This is a genomic window from Algoriphagus sp. SE2 (genome assembly GCF_039563885.1).
Taxonomy (GTDB): Bacteria; Bacteroidota; Bacteroidia; order Cytophagales; family Cyclobacteriaceae; genus Algoriphagus.
Genome location: NZ_JBCLWJ010000003.1, coordinates 245,569 through 259,959 on the forward strand (window position 1 = coordinate 245,569; position 14,391 = coordinate 259,959).

The 14,391-nt window shown below is 36.5% G+C and carries 10 protein-coding genes; 2 read left to right on the top strand and 8 right to left on the bottom strand.

The window, feature by feature from the left end; genetic code table 11:
- Positions 1-24 precede the first annotated feature (24 nt).
- Positions 25-894, bottom strand: a complete 870-nt coding sequence (locus AAGF08_RS05150) for an SDR family oxidoreductase (protein ID WP_343510019.1) — start codon at positions 892-894, stop codon at positions 25-27.
- A 624-nt stretch (positions 895-1,518) separates the two neighbouring features.
- Between AAGF08_RS05150 and AAGF08_RS05155 the strand changes: the two genes are divergently transcribed.
- On the top strand, positions 1,519-2,616 hold the full coding sequence (locus AAGF08_RS05155) for a transporter substrate-binding domain-containing protein (RefSeq protein WP_343510020.1): 1,098 nt from the start codon (positions 1,519-1,521) through the stop codon (positions 2,614-2,616).
- A gap of 21 nt (positions 2,617-2,637) precedes the next feature.
- Here the strand turns inward: AAGF08_RS05155 and AAGF08_RS05160 are convergent, their stop codons facing one another.
- From AAGF08_RS05160 to AAGF08_RS05190, 7 genes are all read right to left on the bottom strand, one after another.
- Complete coding sequence (locus AAGF08_RS05160; RefSeq protein ID WP_343510022.1) at positions 2,638-3,414, bottom strand: DUF6090 family protein; 777 nt, start codon at positions 3,412-3,414, stop codon at positions 2,638-2,640.
- A 180-nt stretch (positions 3,415-3,594) separates the two neighbouring features.
- Positions 3,595-4,125, bottom strand: coding sequence for a VanZ family protein (locus AAGF08_RS05165; protein WP_343510023.1), 531 nt, complete (start codon positions 4,123-4,125; stop codon positions 3,595-3,597).
- A gap of 173 nt (positions 4,126-4,298) precedes the next feature.
- Positions 4,299-5,504 (bottom strand): PQQ-dependent sugar dehydrogenase, encoded by a 1,206-nt coding sequence (locus tag AAGF08_RS05170; RefSeq protein ID WP_343510024.1) that lies wholly within the window; start codon positions 5,502-5,504, stop codon positions 4,299-4,301.
- Between the two features lie 125 nt (positions 5,505-5,629).
- On the bottom strand, positions 5,630-6,466 hold the full coding sequence (locus AAGF08_RS05175; protein WP_343510025.1) for a hypothetical protein: 837 nt from the start codon (positions 6,464-6,466) through the stop codon (positions 5,630-5,632).
- Positions 6,467-7,417 (bottom strand): Smr/MutS family protein, encoded by a 951-nt coding sequence (locus AAGF08_RS05180; RefSeq protein ID WP_343510026.1) that lies wholly within the window; start codon positions 7,415-7,417, stop codon positions 6,467-6,469.
- Positions 7,414-8,712, bottom strand: a complete 1,299-nt coding sequence (locus tag AAGF08_RS05185) for a deoxyribodipyrimidine photo-lyase (protein ID WP_343510028.1) — start codon at positions 8,710-8,712, stop codon at positions 7,414-7,416. Before AAGF08_RS05185 ends, AAGF08_RS05180 begins: the two co-directional genes overlap by 4 nt.
- A gap of 12 nt (positions 8,713-8,724) precedes the next feature.
- Entirely contained in the window at positions 8,725-13,377 is a 4,653-nt protein-coding gene (locus AAGF08_RS05190) for a translocation/assembly module TamB domain-containing protein (RefSeq protein ID WP_343510029.1), read from the bottom strand.
- Between AAGF08_RS05190 and tsaD the strand changes: the two genes are divergently transcribed.
- Positions 13,377-14,390 (top strand): tRNA (adenosine(37)-N6)-threonylcarbamoyltransferase complex transferase subunit TsaD, encoded by a 1,014-nt coding sequence (tsaD, locus tag AAGF08_RS05195; protein WP_343510030.1) that lies wholly within the window; start codon positions 13,377-13,379, stop codon positions 14,388-14,390. The two genes, AAGF08_RS05190 and tsaD, sit on opposite strands and share 1 nt — an antisense overlap.
- Position 14,391: the final 1 nt, after the last annotated feature.

A 14,391-nucleotide genomic window follows, 5' to 3' on the forward strand; every position in this document is an offset into this window, starting at 1 on the left:
TTAAAATAAAATGGAATTACTCTATCAAGATTGGGGTCCATCCCATTCTGCTAATCCCATTGATTCAAGAGAACTTTTCCGGATCGGTTCTACTGCATCATTGAGTGCCTGCAAACCAAAATCCAATCCTACTAAGGTGCGAAGTGGGCGACTTCCATTTGGGAGATCGATAAGTTTTTCAAAAGTTTTTACAACAATCATTGGATCTGTTGGAGCATTGGTATCTTCAAAAGCACTTTTTACCTGGTTTCCAAATCCTTCAAAAAAAGCATTTACATGAGCATAATCTTCAGCAATTTCTTTATTCTTAGGATTGACAATATTCCCGAAAAAGTTGGTAGAAAAAGGTCCGGGTTCGACGATTACTACGTCAATTCCCAATGGAGCCAATTCGTAACGCATTGCTTCACTTAATCCCTCTAGTCCCCATTTGCTGGCGTGATAAATCCCAAAACCTGGAAAACAAGCTCGTCCAGCACCTGAACTGACCTGTATAATCAAGCCAGATTTTTGAGCTCGCATTTTTGGAAGTATGGCATTTGCAGTTCTTATGGTACCCACAATATTCAAATCAAGTTGTGCAAGAACTTCGCTTGAAGTAAAAGATTCAATTGGCCCGCCATACCCAAGTCCTGCATTATTGATCAATACATCAACTTGAGGAATTTGATCAGCTGCTGCTTGTACACTTTCATCAGAGGTGACATCCATCTCCAAAACCGTAATGCTTAGATTCTTTTCCTTTGCAAAGTTTCTAAGTTCAGAAGCAGGCTCTTCATTTTTCCCATTTATATTTCTCATTGTTGCATAGACTTTATGCCCTTTTGTGGCCAAATACTTGACAGATTCGTATCCAAATCCTGTACTGCAACCTGTAATCAATATACTTTTCATGTTTTTAATTTTAATGGATGTAAAATATTTCTGAATTCCTCTTAATTATCTAGTAAAAAAATGTCTCCTATTTAATTTCGAAGTTTGTTGAAAGTACATATTCAAACCGAGCTCTGCAAGGTATAATTGAATATGAAATCTCTTTAGAAAATTGTTTGTCAATCAATCCTCATTTTAAATAAACTCTAGTTCTTTTACTATTTTAATTTGGTTAAATCGCTTTCCGCTGCGAGCATCGGAAGTTTTATGTGAGCCAAAAGAAAAGCTTAATAGAAATGAAAGAACAGCTTTTACGTATAGAGAATACATATCCTTAATATTTCAATCAGGATAAATAGTAAACGGGTAGTGATTTATATTAAGGCCATTACAAGGGATTATCGATATGGCCTTTTCGTATTTAATCATCCTTTAATTTTATCTATATCGATTAGTGAAGTGTTTCTTTAGATTCTGGTTTTTCTGTTTTTCACTTTGTTTTCGCTTTTATTTTCCTTACAATCCATTTATTTCAGGAAATACTTTTGGGATTAACTCCTTAAATTTCAAATAAATTGACTGGCAAATCTTCGATTTTGACTGATTTATCACCTTAATCTTCACAATTAAATAGCCTATTAAACTATGCGATCCAAAACGATCTATCGTTGCTTCATTCTTTTTGTATCCCTTCTTTTTTCAAATAGCATTCACGTTTTCGCACAATCTGAAATTGCCCAATCTGATACTTTATTAGTGGGAGTGGCAGGTAGTCAACCTTTTGTATTTCCAAAGAATATGGATAATAAAGGAATAGCAGTAGATCTTTGGGAAGATTTGGCTACTAATAAAAACTGGATATATAAGTATAAGTATTTTGATCAGGTAGAAGAAGCCATTAGCGAGCTTGAAAAAGAAAGATTGGATATATTGATAGGTCCAATAAGTATTACTTCTTCTCGCCATGAACTTGTCCAGTTTTCCCAGCCATTTTATAATTCCAGCTTATCTATCCTTTCCCGGACGGATGAACTTACCTTATGGCAAAAAATAAAACCTTTTTTTAGCATTCGTTTATTAATTGCAGTAGGCGTTTTTTTATTTATTTTGGCGATAGTAGGATTCCTTTTATGGCTTGCAGAAAGCAAAAATTCTCCAGAGCAGTTTCCAAAAGATCCGGTGAGTGGAATAGGCAACGGAATGTGGTTTGCTGTTGTTACCATGAGTACAGTAGGTTATGGAGATAAGGCTCCCGTCACGCTTTTAGGAAGAGTGATCACTGGTACTTGGATAATCGTTTCTGTTATTTTTGCCACTTCCATGGTGGCTGGTATTGCTAGTACCTTAACACTAAATTCCCTTAGTTCTTCTACCATTCTTAATATTGAGCAACTTTCTAATAAAAAGGCTTCTACATTAATAGGATCTCCCTCAGTCGAATTTCTCAAAGAAAATAGAGCTAAAATCATTGATTCCAATACCTTGGAAGAAGCTATAGAGAAGCTGAAAAATAAAGAGGTAGAGGCAGTTGTTTATGATAGACCACAGTTGCTTTATTACATTAAGCAAAACCAGACAGAGAATCTCTATCTAGCCAAAGCTGAATATTTCAAACAGGGATATGGGTTTGCTTTTCCATTCAAATCGTCTTTGGTATATGAGTTTAATAGGGCTTTACTAGAGTTTTCGGAGAATCAAGAAACGCAAAGAATCATAGATAGGTATTTGGAGAAAGATGAATAGAAAGGCTTAGGGTTCAACCTTTCAATTGCATTTGCTATGTAGAAGTTTTTCTAAAATATTTATCTCTGAAAGAATAGAAGAGAAAAGTTCAACCTGTCTGGTATTTACAGATACATATTCAATTGATTCGTTTAGTAATCTGGCTTGCATTACGGGGCTTAATTTTTCCATGTCATTTATTAGAAATGACTTCTTTACATCCTCTTCCAGTCCCGTAGCAAAACGGCCTACTTTTATTGAGGCTTGATTGGAGCCATTGGCGAAATTATCGTCATGTGCAAATAAGATGTCAACCGCGTGCTTTCCATTGACCATGATTATACTTTTGAGTTCTTCAACTTTATTAAAATATTTATTAAGTGCTTTTATGATTGATTTATCACTGATAATATTCAAGTTGGCACCAGACTTTAAATCTTCATAGGCAGAATTGTTAGGCTGAAAATCTGAATAAATGGCCTTAGTCGAGAGCGCAATCTCCATTCCTATATCTAGTTTGTTTGCCTCCTTATTCAGGAGCAACCTCACCGCCTGGTTGGAAGCTGTTAATCGATCTTGGGCTAATCTTAGAAGTTCTGTGAATTGAACCTGATCAAGTCTTACGTCTTCAAGCAACCTGCAGTAATATTCATTCTCCAGTTTGAGTTGTTTTTGCCGCTCGTTCCAATTGTTAAGTTGAAAAGCGATTAGAATTCCTATCACCACAAGTAATATTTCACCAAAAGCATAGGTCAAATACCTTCTGAAATTGTTTTTAGCCAATAATTTTTGGCGGATTTTTCTAAAGAAATTAATCATTGATTATTCATTGAATTGGTCACGGAATTAAATCCGGTCATGGCTATAGATTCAATACTTTAAATTTTTTTAAACTACAATCTAGTAGTTTTTAATCCATTTCAATAGGTGAACTGAAGCCATTTACTTCATCCTCTTTCGAATCAATCCATTCATCCTCATATTTAGTTTGGAAGAATTCTATTGATACCGGATTGGTAGCATATTTAGTTTGAGAAATGTTAAAAGGATGATCATCAATAATGTCCCAAAACTACCAATCCAATTCATAATCAGCTGAGTTTTTACAGAGTCTTTTAGGACTTCTGTTAATATTTGAAAAAGTAGATATCCCATCCAGGCTCCCATGGTATTAGTTATCAGGTCAGTGACATCAAAGGTTCCAATTCTAAAGATGTATTGGATACTTTCCAAGAAAAAACTTAATACGAAAAAAGAGAAAATATGTATTCCAATTGTCCACTTTTTGCCCAAAATAGCGGCGTAAGTACCTAAAGGGATAAAAATCACCACATTCATTAAAACCTCCCATTTGCTCAAATACAGCGTAATAAAAGGGACAAGATTTAGGCTTCTTTTCTCCAAGTAGGTAAACTGAACCCCAAGTTTCAGTAAAATAATCCAGAACAAAATCAGAAGGTAAACTACAAAAAGCCATCGGGTCCATACATCTGCTTTATAATTTTCTTTCCCGACTGTTTGATCTTGCATACTGGGTGGATATTTATTATAAATGTGGTTCAAGCTTGCTCTGATATTGCTTACTTATTTTTGAAGATTTCTTCTTTTAGACTTCTATTAAATCAGACCTCAGAATTTTTCAAAAAAGAACAAATTTTAAGCAAAGTAGCAATGTCTTATTTCTATCAATAGAGATCATCATTTTAATTAAAAATCCGGATCATTTTACCATTATTCTTTCGAAGATCATTTCTTTCGACGAGTGCAATTAGGTCTCCATTCGGTAATTGCTTGATGGTTCTGACACGTCCTTCTATCCCTAGACCAAATGTCTCTTTACTGTTCCTGTCGTATTTCATCAATCTTCGATAAGCCAAGGAACCTATCAGGAAATAGCCATTCCAGTCCGGAATATTACTATTATCAACTTTCAGAAGGCATGCCGGAGCTATTGCCTGACCACCATCATTAGTAGCCACAGTCCAAGAATGTTCTGGAAAAACAGTGAATTTAGCAGCAGAATCTTCGGATATCATGGAGACTCCCATTCCGTCATAATTGATCCCATAGGAAAATAAAGGCCAACCGTAATTTTTGCCTTTTTCGATGATGTTAAATTCATCACCTCCTTTTGGGCCATGTTCGATACCGAAAAGTGTATGGGTAGACTTATCGTAAACCAATCCCTGAACATCTCGATGTCCGAAGCTCCAAATACTTTGAGGCTCAGAAAATCCTTTGAAAATCGGATTATCTTTGGGGATACTTCCATTCTCCTTTAGGCGATGAATCTTTCCCATATCATTTCCCATATCCTGTGCATACATCACTGGGTTGGCATAGGTGGATAAGTTGGAGTTTCCGATGTTCAAAAAGAAATGGGTACTATCCTCCCAGACGATCCGCATGCCATTTCCAGTGTAGGTTTCATAACGGGTTTTGAAGATTGGCTCAAAATCCACTGCTTGGTTTCCTTTCACTTTAAACCTCGAGACAGTGGCATGTCCGTCTGTTGGGAGGTAACAGGCATAAACCCATCCGTTTTTGGCATAGTTTGGATGAAGGCTCAATTCCATCAAACCACCATGCATTATCGCTGGAATACCTGGTGTGCCAAAGGTGATTACGTCTGGCATTCCTTCGATTTCAGTAAGAACACTATCCTTGAAATGAAATAATTTGCCATTTCGATCGCTGATCAAATATTCCGAATCCCCAAGAATTGCAAGTCCATAAGGGACCACAAAGCCTTCAGCTAAAGTCTGTACTTGAAATTGGTCTTCACTTATTGGATACGGAGATTCAGGGACACTAATTTTATAATTGCAGCTTCCCAAAAGGACAAAAAGCAAAAATAGCAAGACAAAGCGGAAGGGATTTTTTTGTGTGAAGGATTTGAAGACTCTCATCAGGAAAGGACTTGGTACTTTAAAAGAATTTAAAAAAACAGTGGGTCTATTTTCATGGTATTACTGAAAATAAGATTCTTCAAGCTTACATACAAATTGTTTAATAAATCTAAACTCTTTACTGCTCAAATTAAGATCTTATCAAAAAGTTGGTGGGCCTGTTTTTCTGCTATAGTGGAAAGAGCTATCTTTTGAACTTTAAGTTCGTTGATCCAGTCAAGGTATTTCTTAGAGATATCCTCCTTTTCAGCCACAAAATGGGTGAGAGACTGTAATGAAAGCTGATTGGAATACCAGGGTTTTAAGTTATCCTTTAGTTGCTTGATTTCCACATGGATACTGCCTACAAATATTGGGTTGAAACCTAAATGAATGAGAAGATTTTCTAGCATTATAATCGTCCGCAATCCATCAAAAATTTCTTTCAGAGCTTTACTGTCGAGCTTCGCCTTTAAGTCTAATTGAATAAATTCTAGTTCTTCGCTGATGATTTGGTTAATAGCGGAACTTATAGCGAGAGGTTTTAGACCTTTACTTAATTGATGTGCATCGAGATATAGTTCGTCCCAACTTTTCAGGGTACTTCCTACCACCAAGTCAAAGGTTTCATTGTACAGATTCTTCTTTTGCTTATCCAAATATAGATGATAGCTATTGAAGGTAAGTTTGGTTTTCTTTTCGTAAACCTGGAAGTTATTCTCCACCAATTTAAAGTGGTGAACCTTTTTGAGGCTTTTCATGAGCTTTTTAAAAGAAGAAAAAATATCGAAGTTTAGTCCCTCTTTATCAAAATGTATTTTCCCCAGGAGATTGCAATAGAGTTCCAAAAACTCCATTTTACCCAATAGTTCTATTGCTTTTTTTGACTTTATCTGCTTTCCCAAGGCCAAAAAAATAACTTTAGCATCCGAATGCTGTCTTTCAAAAACCTGAAAAATAGGAGAGACCTTGCTCTGCATCATTTAGGAAATTTTCACTAATGTGGCACCATAACCCCACTGATCTTTCTGCGTGTCCTTAAAGTACTTAATATTTCCTAATTGACTCAAATGCCGGTGGATTTCTTTTCTTAAAATTCCATTTCCTATTCCATGAATGAAAGTTATTTCATCCATTCCGCTCGCAATAGCCTGGTCTAAATTTTTCTCAAATACCTCCAATTGAAGTTTTAAGATGGCAGAATTACTCATTCCTTGATGATCTGACCTCAATTTTTCTATATGAAGATCTATGGACCGAGGAGGTCTTTTGGTTTGAATGGGCGCAGCTTTTGGTTGCAAACTTTCCAATTCCTGATTTAAAGCACGGATATCCAATTCTTTGGTGGTTTGTTCCAGCGAAAAAATATAAGCAGTCTTTCCAAGTAATGGAGCTTTACTCAAGTGTTTAAAAAACTGGGTTGGTTTCATCTTCAGTTGCCTTTCGAAAGCTGGTAGGGCTTTTTCTAAGGTGTTTTGGATAGGAATAAAACGGAGTAAAAAAGCAGGCCATTCATCCATTTCTTTGAGTAATCGGTCATCGAATTTTTTAGACTCTCCACCTGCCAAAGTAGTGGCCATTAAAGTACGTTGGTTATCTCCAAAAACTTCTGAAACATGAGCTAGGTAAGGCTTTTTACTATCGTTGATCAAATATAAACTCAAACTCTGATCATTAATAGGAATGAAGGCTAGGTATAAACCCTGATCTTTTGCCGCTGAAATAGGTTGAGGTATTTCCTGCTCTGGATTTTTTGATTCTTGTTCTCCGAAATAGGCTTTTTCAGTAGCATGAACTAGTACCACCTCATTTTTCATCGCAGGAATGATAAAACCATCCTCGATTTCTATTTCAATTCTACCTCCAGATGAGATTTTTCGGATAATTCCCTCTTCCGTCCCACGTATTAATCTTACTTTATCTCCGATATTCATTTATCTAAGGCTTTTTTATAAGTATCCAGTGCTCTTTGTCTGGCAAATTTATGTTCTACAATTGGTTTTGGGTACTGATCAGTACCAAATTCAGGAATCCATCTTTTAATATACTTCAGGTCTTTATCGAACTTATCTTTTTGAGATTCCGGGTTGAAAACTCTGAAATAAGGTTGGGCATCTGTTCCTGTTCCTGCTGCCCATTGCCAGCCACCGTTATTCGCTGAGAGGTCAAAGTCCAGTAATTTTTTGGCAAAATAAGCCTCGCCCCATCTCCAATCTATCAATAAATGTTTGGTCAAAAAGGAAGCTACAACCATTCGAACTCTATTATGCATATAACCCGTCTCATTCAATTCTCTCATACCCGCATCTACTATGGGATATCCAGTTTTACCGGTGCACCAAGCTTCAAATTCCTCCTCGTTGTTTCGCCAAGGTATGTTATCATATGCTGGTTTAAAAGCTTTATCAACGACTTTCGGATTATAAGCCAATATCATCATATAAAACTCTCTCCAGATTAATTCATTCAGATAGGTCTTGTTTAGTTCGCTGGCTTTTAATGCTAGTTTTCTAATAGAAATTGTGCCAAATCGCAAATGAATTCCTAGTCGACTGGTTCCGTTTTGGGCAGGGAAATTCCTGGTATCATGATAATGCTTTATGATTTCTTCGTCTGGATTTGAAGAAGGGATTTTAATATTGGACTCTTTGAAGCCCATTTCTTCCAAGGAGATCAATTTCATAGGCTTGGTTTGATAAAGATTTTTCCAATGGAAATAGGATAGGGGCTCAACGGAAGTATTATTGAATTTTTCCAGCCATACCTTACTAAATGGCGTAAAAACCTTGTAAAATTCTCCAGAACCATTGAGGATTTCTCCAGGCTCAAAAATCACTTGGTCTTTAAAGGTCAAAAAAGTCGTACCATGCTTTTTAGCTAATTCTTCTATTCTCTTATCTCTTTTTTTGGCATAGGGCTCATAATCTCGATTAGTATAAATAGCCTGAATTTCATATTCTTTAAAAATCTCTTGGAACACTTCAACTGGCTTTCCATACTTTACCAAAAGCGTACTGCCTTTTTCTTCTAAGTCCTCCTTGATTCGACTAATCTGATCGTGAATGAATTCTACTCTTGCATCAGCTTTATCCTCCAGATCATCTAAAATATTTCTGTCAAATATAAAGAGTGGAAGAACATTAGTTTCTTGCTGCAAAGCATAGTAAAGACCTGTATTGTCATCTAATCTCAGGTCCCTGCGGAACCAAAAAATACTTATTTTCTCCATGATTTTACTTTATCAGAAAAGCTCCTTTAGAATGAAATTGTTTAAAGTATCTCTTTTTGGAGGAATCGAGTCCGGGACAGGAATTGCCTGTCTAATCCTTTCCAAAGAATCTAATCTGTTTTCAAGATTCTCTAAATTTATGGGAGTCCATTTTTCGCCATTTTCGTAATTATATCGCAAGAAATCATCGGTATCGTTGATCCTAAGTTTTTCATCTTTCTTTCGGGTAAGCTTCTGGAAGAGTTCAGAAAATGAATTAAAGGAAACATTCTGCGATACAGATACCCCATAAGTAGCTACATTTTTAGAAAGTGATAAAGAGGTGAAAACGTTAAAATTATTTCTATTGAAAATACGGATTCGATAAACTCCATCTTCCGTCAATAGATATTCTGCTTGCCAGTCCCCGATTATGGAAGCTGCATTCGCATTTCCCTGATTATTGGTAAATCCTCCATCCCTAGAAACTCTTAATCTTCCATCCAAGAAAGTATAGGCGACTGAAAGCTGAAAGGTTTCTAAAGTATTTGCATCAAGCGAAGCTAAATCCACATCGATTTCCAAGTTTTTATCCACTTGACCTAAGAAAGCATTGAGTTGGGAAGAAAGCAATTGCCCCAAGCTAGAAGAAATATTTGTAACTCCTGCAAACTGGCCTTCAGGTGAAAAGGAACGGGACATGATTACAGAGAAGACCTGCCTATTTTTCTCTTGTCCGTCATTTGCGATCCTGTTTTGGAAGGCAGAAATCGTAGTTTGTAAGTCCCCATTGGAAGGAAACTGACTAAAATCAAATCCAAATTGGATATCAGGAGAAAGCAAAGCTCCATCAAGATCCATGATTACTTTTACTGGATATCTCCTACGAGTTTGGGTATTATCCGGGTCAGTAGTAGTTGTGGCATTAATCAAAGGTTGGATCGAAACATTTTCCACATATTCTGCAGTCAAATCCATAACCCCCTCATAAGGATCCCCATACCAGGTAATTCTACTGCCAGGTCTAATGTTGAACTGTTTTTTAACAATGTTATAAAGGGAGAAGTTGTACTTTCCTTCTGTAATTTCATAGTTTCCTGTAAGTGAGAAATTACCTTGAGTGTCTACATTCATTGTCAATACACCTCTACCTCTTCCTGAAATCCCTTCCTCTGTTCTTGGGTCAATAATAATTTCGGCCAGCGCATCCGGTGTAATATCCAAGATGAAATTCATCCGAATATTCTCGATATCAAGCCTATTTATTTCTTCAGTAATTTCTCTAATCCTTACTGTATCCTGAATATTGATAATGTGAATGAATTCTTCTTGGGCGATTCTTGTATCATCCGTTAGAGGAATATAAATCCGCGTATTTGGTTGGCTTGTCGCTCTGGCATTAATATCAAGATTGGTTGTACTACCCAAAAAATCAACTGTTCCGGTCACATAGGCATCTCCGTAAAAGGTGTCGTTATCTCGTGCTGTTGTATTTAGTACTTGAAAATTCGTCAGATTGGAATTGATATCTAGGTAAAAGTTCTTGAAACCATTGTGGTTTATTCCACCGCTAAGGCTTGCTAAATTACCATTGACATCCCGAAGTGCTAAATCTTTAAAATTAATCAGGTTTGGATTGAATGCGATTTCACCATCCAATTGATACGAAGTATTGAGAAAGTTAATACGAAGCTTTCCTTCACTAACATTTCCAGTTCCCAGAATTTGAGGTTCTTTCGTTGTACCTCTTATTTGAAAATCTCCAGTAACAGATCCCCCCATTTGAGAGAGGTAATTGGATAGAAATGGTTCTAAAATAATTAAGTTGGTCTTGCTGAGGATAGCATCAACTAAAATATCCTGATTCTCAAGCCCAATAGTTCCATCGATATCTATGGTTTTTATACCTCCTCTGGTATTTGTCAGATTCAAAGCCAGCCGATCAGTATCTAAATTAGCTGTGCCATTAAGGTTACCAATAAGAAAAGTGTTGATTTCTAAACTGTCAATACTGATTTCTCCTTGGACAAGGGGTTGGAAATAAACATCTTCTACCGTAAATAAACCATTGATGGTTCCTTCGAATTCCTGTGGCACTAAAGTATTTAAAAGATTGACATTTACCTCATTCAATAGTAATTGTAATTCCCGGTTGGGATCTTCAGAAATTGCTCCCTCCAAAGAAATAAATTGATTTTCATCATAGATTTTAACATTTGAAAAATCTATTTCTCCTGGAATTAATGTGATTAGATTTTCCTCAACAAACTTCCATTCCTGATCAAATACTTTTAAAGAAGAGGGAGCAAAATTTATTTTTGTGTTTTGTTGTGAAAATTGTGCGTTCGCATTTATTCTCGCTGCACTTTGAGTTGAATCCTGATCTAAGGTGAAATCTAAAGCCACCTTGTTTTGATCCCAAATGGCCTCTAAACCCAGATTTGAAAATGTGATAGTTTTACCTACTTCCTGCGCTTTTGAATAAATATAAAAAGAGGCAAGAATTTCTTCAGAGTTAATGATTTTTGAGGTATTGAAATCAATATTTGTAGAATAGGCAGTCTTATTTTGATAGCTGAGAGTGTCTATGCTAGTAAAAAAGTTGAATACGGTGTTTTCAGGAGTTTGGTAAAATGCACCTTCCAGGATTGTATTTCTTGAAATATAAATGTCGGGATTGATAAGTTGTACAATAGGATTGACATTGAACATCCTAATATTTAAGTCCAGATTATAAGTTTCGTCAAAAATAGTTTCCAGGTCTGCTACTGGCTGAGGTTCATTCAAGATAATGGCAATATATTGATCCAGTAAGACATCGAGATCTTTCGAGATCTGTTCTAAGTTGAATTGACCTGAGGCGGCGGCAACTAGGTAATCTGAATTGATAGACATCGTACGGGTGCCTCCAGCAAAAAGTGATTGGAAATTAAAGTCACCCAATTCCAAAAATCTATCCTCGAAACCTAATTCCAAATTAGTGAATCTTGCGATTCCTTGGATGTCATCAATAGTGACTCCTTTTGTATCAATCATTAAATTACCACTCAGGAAGTTGAGCTTATCAGTCAAATTGATGTTTTGAAGAAAAGCTGTGTCCAAATCAATCTGCATTCTCACTGAATCTACTGTGGGATTTAAGTTTAACAGACCGGTGGCCTGCATTTTTAAATTGGGATCTGCGATGTCAAGATTTCCTTTGAACAATTTCAATCCATAAGTAGCGTCTGTGGTAATATTGGTATAAATGTAATTTTTAAATCCTACTTTGGAGATTTCCGCATCTACTCCTACTAAAATGTTTTCTCTGGAATCCCCTTGAAGCGTAACATTTCCATCTAAACTAACTTTTTGAAAAAGGGCGCGATCTTCTGCCAAAATTCCTAGATCAAGGTCATTTACCGTCAACCTAGAAACAACAGAAGGCTTATTGTCTACGATGTCAAAGTTGATCCTTCCATTTATTTCTCCAATGCTTGTTTTAAAATCACCAGAAGTGGTAAACCTCTGCAAGTATCCTGCGAAATCGGCATTGAAACGAATGGTATTAAACTTGAAAATTTCTTTTTCCAATTCCGGTTTTAGGTAAGGACCTAAATCTCTTGCCAACACAGTTGAGTTTTTCAATGAGAGATTAATATAAGTATCCTCAATATCTGGAAGTCCTTCTAGTTGAAATGCTCCAAACAGGGCGGTTTTTTCTCCCAGTCGAATCAAGAACTCATCTGATTTAAGGTCTGAAATTGTTCCAATAACCTCTCCACTTAAGTAAATTTCATCTTCAATTTGAGGGAGGTTTGGAGCAAATTTCCGAAGGTCAGATAGATTCAGAAGTGTTTCTTCCATCCTTGCCGTGATTTTCACCTCGTTGATAAAATTAGAAAGTGCAGAATCAGTCAACATATCAAATCGAACATAGTCTTTAATCTGTGTTTTCTCTGATCTCAAGCTCAAATTGTCAAACTCCATGAACTCGGGAGAATATCTGAAATCAGTAATTAATTCTTTGATCTCAAGACCAGAAGAACTTTCAACTCCGGTGATCATTTGAACATTGATTCCAATATCACCCCCTTTCAAATAGAAAGAATTGGCGTTGCAAAAAACTTCGTCGAATTTTAAATGGCTGTAATCAAACCCTTCCTCAATTGGGGGATAATTTAAATTTTCAATATGAACAGTTCCTCCCCGGATTTTCACAAGGTCTATCCCAAAATTTGAATTATTATTTGAACTGCTTCCTGAACCAAAAACCTCTGTCATTTGTAAAACCCAGAGATTGATGTTCATTAAACTGTCACCATCGTGATTGATTAAATGTAAATCGGGGTTCGTCAAAATAACTTCCTGCAGTTTTGGATTGCCAGCATTGAGTAGGGAATTGAGCTCAAAATCTACTTCTATTGTCTTGGCTCCAATCATTAAACTATCTTTATGATCGAAGATTGTTACGTCCTGAAGTTTGACTGCATCCCACCAATTGAGGGTGATTTTGCCTATTTCAGTTTTGAAATCACTTCGTTGATTTATATAGCTTGCAACAGTATTTACTGCCCAGTTTTGAACAAAGGATATTTGAAGACTTAAAGCAATAAAGATGAATAGAAGAATTACAGAAAAGATAATCCAAAGGATTATCCGAAACGCTTTGTGCAAAAAATCCGTAACTTTCGCGTTCTTTTCCAATGGGTACCAACGATAACTTTATTCTAGCAATTGAATCCTCGTGCGACGAGACATCTGCCTCTGTAATAGTAGACGGCAAAGTACTTAATAATATTGTCGCTACACAATCTGTCCACGAAAAATATGGGGGTGTTGTTCCCGAACTTGCTTCTCGGGCTCATCAAGAAAATCTGATCCCTGTGGTTCAAGAGGCTGTTTTATCGGCTGGGATTACCTTGGATCAACTCTCGGCAGTGGCATTTACCAGAGGCCCGGGATTAATGGGATCCTTGTTGGTAGGTGTAAGCTTTGCTAAAGCATTGGCTTTTGCAAGGAATATTCCTTTGATTGAAGTTAATCATATGCAGGCCCACATTTTGGCTCATTTTATTGATGATCCAAAACCGAAATTTCCTTTCATTTGTTTGACCGTAAGTGGAGGTCATACCCAGCTAGTTTTGGTAAAAGATTTCCTGGAAATGGAGGAAATCGGAGAAACTCAAGATGATGCAGTGGGAGAAGCTTTTGATAAAACTGCCAAATTATTGGGATTACCCTATCCGGGAGGACCTTTGATTGATAAGTATGCAAAGGATGGAAATCCAAAGGCATTTAAGTTTCCGGTAACTCGGATGCCTGGATTAAATTATTCTTTCAGTGGTATTAAAACAGCTGTTTTATATTTCTTAAGAGATCAGCTGAAGGAAAATCCCAAGTTCATCGAAGAGAATTTAGCAGATCTCTCCGCGAGTATTCAATGGACTTTAATAGAAATGCTGCAAATCAAGCTGAAAGAGGCAGTAAAGCAATATGGGGTGAAAGAGGTAGCGATTGCTGGTGGAGTTTCTGCAAATTCCGGCTTAAGAAATACACTGGATGAATTGGCAGCTAAAGAAGGTTGGAACCTGTACATTCCAAAATTCGAATATTGTACAGACAATGCAGGCATGATAGCCATGGCTGCATATTATAAGTATCTGGCAAAGGAGTTTTCAACATTTGATGTGACACCTTTGGCAAAAATGAAAATTTAAT

Bases quoted from the DNA above. Each gene is read 5' to 3' on its own strand.
- AAGF08_RS05155 (WP_343510020.1), top strand. From the start codon at position 1,519: ATGCGATCCAAAACGATCTATCGTTGCTTCATTCTTTTTGTATCCCTT.
- AAGF08_RS05185 (WP_343510028.1), bottom strand. From the start codon at position 8,712: ATGGAGAAAATAAGTATTTTTTGGTTCCGCAGGGACCTGAGATTAGAT.
- AAGF08_RS05165 (WP_343510023.1), bottom strand. From the start codon at position 4,125: ATGCAAGATCAAACAGTCGGGAAAGAAAATTATAAAGCAGATGTATGG.
- AAGF08_RS05175 (WP_343510025.1), bottom strand. From the start codon at position 6,466: ATGATGCAGAGCAAGGTCTCTCCTATTTTTCAGGTTTTTGAAAGACAG.
- AAGF08_RS05180 (WP_343510026.1), bottom strand. From the start codon at position 7,417: ATGAATATCGGAGATAAAGTAAGATTAATACGTGGGACGGAAGAGGGA.
- AAGF08_RS05160 (WP_343510022.1), bottom strand. From the start codon at position 3,414: ATGATTAATTTCTTTAGAAAAATCCGCCAAAAATTATTGGCTAAAAAC.
- AAGF08_RS05150 (WP_343510019.1), bottom strand. From the start codon at position 894: ATGAAAAGTATATTGATTACAGGTTGCAGTACAGGATTTGGATACGAA.
- AAGF08_RS05170 (WP_343510024.1), bottom strand. From the start codon at position 5,504: ATGAGAGTCTTCAAATCCTTCACACAAAAAAATCCCTTCCGCTTTGTC.
- tsaD (WP_343510030.1), top strand. From the start codon at position 13,377: ATGGGTACCAACGATAACTTTATTCTAGCAATTGAATCCTCGTGCGAC.